We start from the raw sequence: 1,520 nt of genomic DNA, 5'->3' as shown, positions 1-1,520 counted from the left end.
GGGCGTGACAACCGGCACACCAGAGGGTCGTCCACTCCGGTCCTCTCGTACTAGGAGCAGCCCTTCGCAAACATCCTGCGCCCACGGCAGATAGGGACCGAACTGTCTCACGACGTTCTAAACCCAGCTCGCGTACCACTTTAAATGGCGAACAGCCATACCCTTGGGACCGACTTCAGCCCCAGGATGTGATGAGCCGACATCGAGGTGCCAAACACCGCCGTCGATGTGAACTCTTGGGCGGTATCAGCCTGTTATCCCCGGAGTACCTTTTATCCGTTGAGCGATGGCCCTTCCATACAGAACCACCGGATCACTAGAACCTGCTTTCGCACCTGCTCGACGTGTCTGTCTCGCAGTCAAGCACCCTTGTGCTCTTGCACTCACTGCACGATGTCCGACCGTGCTGAGGGTACCTTCGTGCTCCTCCGTTACGCTTTGGGAGGAGACCGCCCCAGTCAAACTACCCACCACACACGGTCCTCGATCCGGATCACGGATCAGAGTGAGAACGCCAATGATGCCAGGCTGGTATTTCAAGGGTGGCTCCCCCCGGTCTGGCGACCGGGGTTCCAAGCCTCCCAGCTATCCTACACAGGCAACATCAGCGTCCAGTGTGAAGCTATAGTAAAGGTTCACGGGGTCTTTCCGTCTGGCCGCGGGTACACCGCATCTTCACGGCGATTTCAATTTCACTGAGTCTCGGGTGGAGACAGCGTGGCCATCATTACGCCATTCGTGCAGGTCGGAACTTACCCGACAAGGAATTTCGCTACCTTAGGACCGTTATAGTTACGGCCGCCGTTTACCGGGGCTTCGATCAAACGCTTCGGCGAACCTAACGTCATCACTTAACCTTCCGGCACCGGGCAGGCGTCACACCCTATACGTCCGCTTGCGCGTTGGCAGAGTGCTGTGTTTTTAGTAAACAGTTGTAGCCACCTGGTATCTTCGACCGCCTTCCGCTCCGCCCGCGAGGGGTTTCACGTACCGGCGGCGTGCCTTCTCCCGAAGTTACGGCACCATTTTGCCTAGTTCCTTCACCCGAGTTGTCTCAAGCGCCTGGGGATTCTCACCCTGACCACCTGTGTTGGTTTGGGGTACGGTCGCATCGTATCTGGTGCTTAGAGGCTTTTCCCGGAAGCGTGGCATCAATGACTTCAACACCCAAGGTGTCTTCGTCTCGTCTCTCGGCCTTGAGCTGCCGGATTTGCCTGGCGGCTCAGCCTACGGACTTTCACCAGGACAACCGTCGCCTGGCTCACCTAGCCTTCTTCGTCCCCTCATCGCAATACGATCCGGTACGGGAATATTGACCCGTTTCCCATCGACTACGCCTTTCGGCCTCGCCTTAGGGGCCGACTCACTCTGCTTCGATTAGCGTCGAACAGAAACCCTTGGTCTTCCGGCGAGGGCGTTTTTCACGCCCTTTATCGTTACTCATGTCAGCATTCGCACTCGTGATACCTCCAGCGAGCTTCTCAACTCCCCTTCATCGGCTTACACGACGCTCCTCTACC

Annotated in this window: 1 rRNA gene; it reads right to left on the bottom strand. The window is 57.3% G+C overall.

Going from position 1 to position 1,520, the window contains the following annotated elements:
- A 23S ribosomal RNA gene (locus tag ABD654_RS00005) occupies window positions 1–1,520 on the bottom strand; the annotation flags it as partial.

Origin of the sequence: Halomonas cibimaris (genome assembly GCF_039537045.1) — a bacterium.
In the GTDB taxonomy this organism is placed as follows: Bacteria; Pseudomonadota; Gammaproteobacteria; order Pseudomonadales; family Halomonadaceae; genus Vreelandella; species Vreelandella cibimaris.
The sequence above is the reverse complement of the archived record's forward strand: the minus strand, read 5'-3'. Positions and strand labels throughout refer to the sequence as shown.